This window comes from Streptomyces sp. NPDC096132, from assembly GCF_044763345.1.
Taxonomy (GTDB): Bacteria; Actinomycetota; Actinomycetes; order Streptomycetales; family Streptomycetaceae; genus Streptomyces.
The window spans coordinates 128352-135704 of record NZ_JBIWGA010000014.1 but is presented as its reverse complement, the minus strand read 5'-3'; the positions used below and the strand labels follow the sequence as shown (position 1 = coordinate 135704).

General features: G+C 70.6%; 8 protein-coding genes. 6 read left to right on the top strand and 2 right to left on the bottom strand.

Features of this window, described 5'->3' with window-relative positions; genetic code table 11:
* From ACIRF9_RS30465 to ACIRF9_RS30450, 4 genes are all read left to right on the top strand, one after another.
* Nucleotides 1–1643 (top strand): WD40 repeat domain-containing protein (locus ACIRF9_RS30465; protein WP_403828512.1); only part of this gene is annotated, 1643 nt, incomplete at its 5' end.
* 56 nt (nucleotides 1644–1699) lie between these two features.
* A complete protein-coding gene (locus ACIRF9_RS30460; protein WP_403828510.1) occupies nucleotides 1700–2353 on the top strand; it encodes a hypothetical protein in 654 nt (217 codons plus the stop codon).
* Nucleotides 2354–2393: 40 nt separating this feature from the next.
* Nucleotides 2394–3278: a glycine betaine ABC transporter substrate-binding protein gene (locus ACIRF9_RS30455; RefSeq protein WP_403828508.1), complete on the top strand. Its 885-nt coding sequence runs from the start codon at nucleotides 2394–2396 to the stop codon at nucleotides 3276–3278.
* Between the two features lie 58 nt (nucleotides 3279–3336).
* Complete coding sequence (locus tag ACIRF9_RS30450) at nucleotides 3337–3696, top strand: hypothetical protein (protein ID WP_403828506.1); 360 nt, start codon at nucleotides 3337–3339, stop codon at nucleotides 3694–3696.
* A gap of 16 nt (nucleotides 3697–3712) precedes the next feature.
* Here ACIRF9_RS30450 and ACIRF9_RS30445 read toward each other — a convergent pair whose 3' ends face one another.
* A complete protein-coding gene (locus tag ACIRF9_RS30445; RefSeq protein WP_403828505.1) occupies nucleotides 3713–3976 on the bottom strand; it encodes a hypothetical protein in 264 nt (87 codons plus the stop codon).
* Nucleotides 3977–4625: 649 nt separating this feature from the next.
* On the opposite strand from ACIRF9_RS30445, the gene ACIRF9_RS30440 reads away from it, so the two are divergent.
* On the top strand, nucleotides 4626–4955 hold the full coding sequence (locus ACIRF9_RS30440; RefSeq protein ID WP_403828503.1) for a hypothetical protein: 330 nt from the start codon (nucleotides 4626–4628) through the stop codon (nucleotides 4953–4955).
* A gap of 47 nt (nucleotides 4956–5002) precedes the next feature.
* Here the strand turns inward: ACIRF9_RS30440 and ACIRF9_RS30435 are convergent, their stop codons facing one another.
* Entirely contained in the window at nucleotides 5003–5551 is a 549-nt protein-coding gene (locus ACIRF9_RS30435; protein WP_403828501.1) for a TetR/AcrR family transcriptional regulator, read from the bottom strand.
* 110 nt (nucleotides 5552–5661) lie between these two features.
* Between ACIRF9_RS30435 and ACIRF9_RS30430 the strand changes: the two genes are divergently transcribed.
* On the top strand, nucleotides 5662–6672 hold the full coding sequence (locus ACIRF9_RS30430) for an NADP-dependent oxidoreductase (RefSeq protein ID WP_403828499.1): 1011 nt from the start codon (nucleotides 5662–5664) through the stop codon (nucleotides 6670–6672).
* The last annotated feature ends 681 nt before the right edge of the window (nucleotides 6673–7353 follow it).

Here is a 7353-nt window from a genome sequence, read left to right as displayed (position 1 = left end):
CCGGTGCTGGGGGCGCGGGGACCGCGCCGGACACCGCCGGTACCGCGGACACCCGCCCCGCCTCCGGCACCGCCGGCACCCGCCCCGCCTCGGACACCACTCCGGCCACCCCGGTGTTCCGGCACCCCCTGACCGACGCCCCCGTTGCCGCCCTCGCCTGGGACCCGGCCACCCCGACGCTCCGCTATCTGTCCGCCGGCACGGTCCACTCCCTCGACCTCACGGCTCCGCTCACCTCAGGATGGCTCGCCCGACCGGCCGCGCTACAGCTCCTGAGCCCGGACGGCCGTCTCCTCGCCACCGCCGAACGGACTGCCGACGGCTACCGTTTCCACCTGCGCGACACCCGCACCGGCCACATCGTCGCCGAACCACCACCCGTGTCCGTGGCGCGGGCCGACCGCCCTCTGATGACGTTCAGCCCCGAGGGCGAGGCCTTCGCCTACGGGGCCACCGGGTTCCGGGACGCATCCCCCGACCCCGCCCCCTTCGCCGTATGGGACGTGCCGGGTCACCGGCAACGGGCCGCGCTCGCCCTCGACGGGCCGCCCGCCTCCGGGGTCCGGTCGATCGCGTTGACACCGGGAGGCCGTGACCTGCTGGTCTCCCGGGCGACAGCCGCAGGCCCGCTCACCGGAGAGGTATGGAACACCGCCCACGGCACCCGCACGACCGAGCCGAAGGCCCTGGCGGCGGCGCTCGGGGGAGCCCTGAGCGCCGGTTTCACCGGCCGGGCCGCCGCCCTGCCCTTCGGGTGGGACTCCGAGGTGCCGCTCGCCGACGGGGATCGTCCGGACGTCCTCGCGCTCAGCCCCGACCGCACCCACCTGGCGACCGGCGGCGCCTTCGGCACCGTCACCGTCTGGGAAGGCACCCGGGACCGCCACCGCGCCGCCGTCCTCCCGGCCGCACCGGTCGCGCCCGACTGCGCCTCCTGCGCCCGGGTCACCGCCCTCGCCTTCAGCCCCGACGGCCGCACCCTCGCCGTGGGCCACGCCTCGGGTGCCCTGCGGCTGTGGGACACCGCCACCTGGCAGCCCCTGGGCGGCAGCCTCAACACGCCGGGCGACGCGCTCCGTTCCCTCGCGTTCAGCGCCGACGGGACCTCGGTGCACGCCAGCGGCGCCCACGTCCCCGTCCAGACGTACGCCCTCGATCCCGCCCGGGTCGTCGCCCAGCTCTGCGCCCGCGCCGGCACGACCCTCACCCGTGCCGAGTGGCACACCTACCTCCCCGAGGTGCCCTACCTCCGCCTCTGCGAACAGCCGCCGGCTTCGGAGGACGCGGATTCCGACACCGACTCCGACTCCGACCCGGCTCCCGCACCGGCGCCGGTCACCGCGTCGCCGGACGCCCGGGAACGCTCCGTACGGGAAAGCGCCGTACGGGAAGGTGCCGTACCGGGACCCGCCGTACCGGAAACAGCCGCACCGGAGACCTCCCCACCGGACCGCCACGCGCCGTCGACGGAGACCCCGTCCGCCACCCCACGCCGACCGAAGGGCGAAACGGACCTGCGCGCACCCGACAAGACGCGCCGTCCGGCATCAGGGAATCGCGACCGGCACTCGGAAGCTCGCCGGTTGTTTACCCCCCTGACCTGCATTGCTCAACAATTCCGCGCCCCCGAGTGTGGTCGCTGAACGGTCCGCCGCGAACAAACAGTCGGCGTTTCGCATCCCCCACTTGGAGTTCCCCGATGGCATTCGCTCTCCGTAAGAACGGATCCGCCCAGCACCTGCGCCGGACGGCTGGAACGCTCGCGGCCCTCACCCTGGGTGCCACCGCGCTGGCGGCCCCGCAGTCCGCGTTCGCCGCAGCCAGCCCCACCACCAAGCAGCTCCTGGAGCAGTGCGGCACCCGGTCGGTCGACCTGTGCGAGTTCCACCCGACCAGCTACTGGACGTACACCGGCCCCAAGCACCAGGTCGGCAGCACCGCGTACAACTGCGGCAGCCAGACCAACCAGCACCGCATCGACTGGGCGGACACGACCGGCGCCACCAACTCGGTCGGCGTCGCGATCACCGCGACCGTCGGGTTCTGGAAGGTCTACGAAGCCTCCGTGCAGCTCAGCTACGGCCACTCCTGGGAGGTGTCGCACACCGACACCGAGAGCAACACGCTGAACATCCCGGCCGGCTCCAAGGGCTGGATCGAACGCGGCACCGCCAAGCAGCAGGCGGAGGGCTGGTACGAGATCCACTTCCCGAAGCGCTACTACGGCCACTACATCTGGTACGTCAACAACTACAAGTCGTCCGGCTTCAACAAGGACAACCCCAAGGCCGGTTACGTCAATTTCAGGGACGCGAAGATGACGTCCGGCGAGTGGAACGCGCACTGCCGCTGAGTCCCCCGGCCGCCTGTTCCTCCGCGAAGTGGTGTTTCACGTGAAACCAGCAAGACGCTTTCCGCTGCGCGCCCTCGCCCTCACCGTCTGTTCGCTCCTCGCGCTCTCCGCGTGCGCGACCGACACGGCCGGCCAGGGCACCACCAGCGCCTACGCGGACGCCCAGGGGCCGACGGTGATCGGCACCGACCGCTCGGCGGAGAGCCGGGTCGTGGCGGCCCTCTACGGAGAACTGCTCACCGCCGCCGGGGCCGAGGTGAAGACGGCGACCACCGTCTACGCCTCGCCCGCCGACGCCGCCCGGGCCGTGGTGGAGGGCGAGATCGGCCTCGCGCCGGCGTACGAGAGCACCATGCTGCGGGCGTTGCCGGGCGGCCAGACCCTGCCCGGCAACATGGCGGCGACGCTCAGCATGGCGCTGCCCCCGGGCATCGTCGCGCTGCCGCCGGCCGCCGCCGAGCGCGGGGTCGTCCTCGCCGTCACCCGGGCCACCGCCCGGCGCCACGGACTGCGCAGTCTCACCGACCTCGCCGAGACGGACGGTCGGCTGACCCTGGGCGGTGCCGCCTCCGGCGACCCCGACGCCCCGACGGCCGACTCGCTGAAGACGGCCTACGGCGTCACCCTCGCCCCGGCGGACACCTCGGCCGACGCCGACGTCCTGGTGCTGCGCGGCACGGACCCCGTCCTCACCCGGGACCAGCTGGTCGTCCTCACCGACCCCGAAGCCGTCGTCCCGCCCGAACACGTCTTCCCGCTGATCGCGGCCCCCGACGCGGGTCTGGCCGCCAGAAAGGCCCTGGCCAAGCTCAACTCCAGGCTGACGACCGCACAACTGGTGGCGCTCACCGCCTCCGTCGAGAGCGGACGAACCCCCGCCGAGACGGCCAAGGCCTGGCTGAAGTCCGAGGGCCTGCTCGACTGACCCGCCCTGCCCCGCCCCCTCAAGGATCCGACGAAACCGACAGAAGGGTGCCCTTCCCATGCACGGTCTCCGCCGTAAGGCCACCATGGCCGCACTTGCCGCAAGCGCCGTCCTCGGTGCTCTGGCGCTCCCCGCGACCGCCCACGCCGACGGCGTCGCGGCCACCCAGATCCAGCTCTGCAACGACTCCTCCGCGCAGATCAAGTTCTGGGTGAAGGGCTACAACCAGTTCGACGACTGGGACGACTCCCCGGTCTGGACGGCCAACGCGCACACCTGCGCCACGGGCTGGGACTACTGGTGGAAGAAGAACTCGTCGGTCGAGCTGCACTACAAGCGCGGTACGGCCGGCTGGACCTGGAAGCAGGCGTACATCCCGCGCACCGACAGCGACCGGGTGACGCTCCGCCTGTCCTAGCCGGACGAAGGCCCGGTCAGAGGTAGTGGCCGTCGTCGGCGCCCTTCGTCGGCTCCGGCCACACCTTGACCGCCACGACGTTGGCGAAGTTGACCAGCGCGAAGCCGTTCTCGGCGTCGTCCGGGCCGGTCAGCCCGAACCGTAACGTCCGTCCCTGCTCCAGTGCCTCGTTCAACGCGGCGAGACCCGAGTCCAAGGTCTCGAAGTCACGGCTTCTGACGGCCAGTGCCTCCCCGTTGACCGGCTGGAACCAGATGTGCAGCTCCGGGTTCTGCGGCATGCGTACGCTCCTCGACTCGACGTGACCCGACGGCGGAAGGCCACGATGCGCGCCCCGCCCTTCGGGCACAAGTACGCGTGGCGGCAACGCATTTCAGTGGTGTTGGTGTTGGTGTTGCTGTCGGTGTCGGTGTTGGGGCCGGGGCCGGGCCGGACGGCCGCCGCGATGCTGCTGGCCGTGCGGCCGGGGGGAACCAGATGAGGCGGCCGAGTTCGATCGGGCTGACGATCTGTGCCAAGTCCAGGGGGCCGGTCGGCTCCCGGCCGTCGATGCCGGGCCGGTTCCGGCCCGTCGGCCAGGGCCGAACGCACGGGACCCGTGGTCGTCACCGTAGGTCCGGCCGCGTGGTCATCGTCACCGGCGCCCTGCCTCCTCCGGCATCGGCGAGGCGAATCGCCCGCCTGCTGCACCGCGAGGATGCGCTCCCGGTCCGGGCCGCCCGCCGCGCCGACCGCCCTGAGCGCCTAACTCGACGGCGCCCTTGCCGTCCCGGCCGGCCTGGCACGCCAGGAACTCGCCACCGACGGCATCGACGTCTCCCTGATCCTGCCCCTGATGGGAGCACTTTCACGGTCCGGCCCTCTGGGCGGAAATTCGAGACGGACCGCGGGACCGGGCTCGTAGCATCCTCCGTGTCGAGGGGGGAGTCATGGCATTGGGCCGCAAGGGCGCACGGCGCATCGTGGTCGACGGCACGGCCTACCGCTGGCGGCTGCGACGCCGGCCGACCTACTTCCAGGGCCTGGCCTGGTCGCCCTGCACGTTCGCGGTCGAGCACGCGGGCACCCCGGGGACGACGCTCGTGGTCACGATCGGCCACCCGCATCCGAGCAACTGGCTCGGTCGCGAGGCCAAGCCCGTACTGCCCTCCGATGTCACCGAGGCCATTCGGCTCGCCCTGCGCGAGGGGTGGTCTCCGACGGCTCCGGGCTCCGCTTTCCACCTCGACCGCTCCGCCGGCTTCTCCCCCTCGCCCTGACCGGAGGAGCAGGGAGAAGAGCAGGGGGGAGGAGCCGGGGCTGGGCCTCAGCGGCTTGTCAGGATCGCGCTCACGACGACAGCGAAGAGGTGATCGAGGCGTGGCGCGAGCGAGGGCTGATCGCCGAGCCACGCCAGCGAGCCGGCCAGCGCGAACAGGTCGGTGCCGTCGATGTCGGTTCGCGCCATGCCCTCGGCCTGAGCGCGGGCGAGAAGGCGCGTGCCGGCGGCGCGCATCGTGACGCACGAGGTGTGAAGGGCGGACCGGCTGTCCTCGATGGCGGCCATCATCAACGCCACGACGCCGCGATAGTTGTGCGCGACGGCGACGAAGTCGCGCAGCCACGACACCAGAGCGTCATCGGGTGAGCTCGACGTTTCGAGCTCACCCGCCTTCGCCGTCAGCTCGTCGAAGCTCGTACGGAGCAAGGCCTCGAACAGCGCCTCGCGCGTCGGGAAGTGACGCAGCAGCGTGGCGAGCCCTACGCCGGCTTTGCGTGCGATGTCACGCATCGACGCCTCGGCACCCTGCTCGGTGATGACGGCGCCCGCGACGGCGAGCAGGTGGTCGTGATTCTTCCTGGCGTCGGCCCGCATCTGTCCCTCTTGACCATCCGGATCACTGATCCATATATTCGGATCAGTGATCCGGATAAACGGATCGCTGATCCGATGAGCGTATCCGCCGACAGGAGCTGGAGAAACCGATGCCGACACGCACGATGAGGGCGATCCGGCTGCATGAGCACGGCGGCCCCGAGGTTCTGCGTCACGACGAGGTGCCGATTCCCGACCCGAAGCCGGGTGAGGTGCTCGTTCGCGTGCACGCGGTCGGCGTCAATCCTCCGGACTGGTACCTGCGCGACGGACTGACCAACCTGCCTCCGGAGACCAGGCCGAAGTTCAGCCTGCCCGTGATTCCGGGGACGGACGTGTCGGGCGTCGTCGAGGCCGTCGCCCCGGATGTGGACGGCCTCTCCGTCGGTGACGAGGTCTTCGGCCTCCTCCGCTTTCCCAGCTTCGACGGCAGCGCATACGCCGAGTACGTGGCCGCGCCCGCGTCGGACCTCGCGCGCAAGCCGGCCGGCATCGATCACGTGCGCGCCGCCGGGGCGCCCATGGCCGGACTGACGGCGTGGCAGTTCCTGATCGAGCTCGGACACGATCACCCCTCGCCCTTCCAGGCCGCGCGGCACCGCCCGATGCCACTCGATGCCGACACGACGGTGCTCGTCAACGGCGCAGCGGGCGGCGTGGGGCACTTCGCAGTGCAGCTGGCGAAAGGGAAGGGCGCACAGGTCATCGCGGTGGCGTCGGGCGCGCATGAATCGTTCCTGCGCGAGCTCGGAGCCGACCGGTTCATCGACTACACCAAGAGCCGTCCCGAGGACCTCGTGCACGACGTCGACCTCGTTCTCGACACCGTCGGCGGCCCCGACAGCAGTCGTTTCCTGCGCACGCTCAAGCGCGGCGGCGCCCTGTTCCCCGTGTTCTTCGGCACATACGACGACGAGGAGACCGCGAAGCTCGGCGTCACGGTCTCGGGCACCCAGGTCCGCTCCAACGGCGCGCAGCTCACCGAACTGGGACACCTGCTCGACGCGGGCACGGTTCGCGTCGCGCTAGACAGCACGTTCCCGCTCGCGCAAGCCCGAGCGGCCCACGAACGCGCCGCCCGAGGCCACATCCAAGGAAAGATCGTGCTCACGGTCGTCTAGGCGCGACCCGAGATACGGCGGACGAACGCCAGAGGGCCGGACCACTTTCGTGGTCCGGCCCTCTGAGCTGGCGGAGGATACGAGATTCGAACTCGTGAGGGGTTGCCCCCAACACGCTTTCCAACTGTCCGCATGACTGTTCGGGGGCGTCCGTGAGGGTTCACGCGGCAGGTCAGACGGGGTGCGCGTACGGCGATGAACGGTGGCGTCCGTCAGTGCACTGGACAAAGACCAGGACAACGAGCGTCTTACGGGGCTCGCAGCGTTAGTGCCAGTTCCTGACCTGTGTGCCGGATGCTCAGTGTTTCCTCGCCGAGAACCGTCCGATGGTCACCACCCGCCCGAGTGCTGGCTTACGAGAAGAGAGCAAGCCTTGACGGAGCGGCCGAGTGAATCTGCTCTTCTGTCCGGCCTGCCTACTAAGGGCAGGACATTGCCTGGGTCATATTCAAGGCGACGTGAGAGCTGGCGGGCAAAGCGTCGGCACAATCGAGTGGGCGGAGGTAAAGACTTGGCCAGTGGAGACAGACGTCTGCTGACGGGACGAACCAGCCACGAGGTGTACCTAGTGGAGGGCGCTACGAAACGGTGGGTCCCGGACCTATGGACGATGCAAGCCAACGGGCTCTCCCCAAGCGATCTACAAGTGGTTGAGGACTCGAAGCTTGAGCAGTACCCAGA

Bases quoted from the DNA above. Each gene is read 5' to 3' on its own strand.
- ACIRF9_RS30435 (WP_403828501.1), bottom strand. From the start codon at position 5,551: ATGCGGGCCGACGCCAGGAAGAATCACGACCACCTGCTCGCCGTCGCG.
- ACIRF9_RS30430 (WP_403828499.1), top strand. From the start codon at position 5,662: ATGCCGACACGCACGATGAGGGCGATCCGGCTGCATGAGCACGGCGGC.
- ACIRF9_RS30460 (WP_403828510.1), top strand. From the start codon at position 1,700: ATGGCATTCGCTCTCCGTAAGAACGGATCCGCCCAGCACCTGCGCCGG.
- ACIRF9_RS30440 (WP_403828503.1), top strand. From the start codon at position 4,626: ATGGCATTGGGCCGCAAGGGCGCACGGCGCATCGTGGTCGACGGCACG.
- ACIRF9_RS30450 (WP_403828506.1), top strand. From the start codon at position 3,337: ATGCACGGTCTCCGCCGTAAGGCCACCATGGCCGCACTTGCCGCAAGC.
- ACIRF9_RS30445 (WP_403828505.1), bottom strand. From the start codon at position 3,976: ATGCCGCAGAACCCGGAGCTGCACATCTGGTTCCAGCCGGTCAACGGG.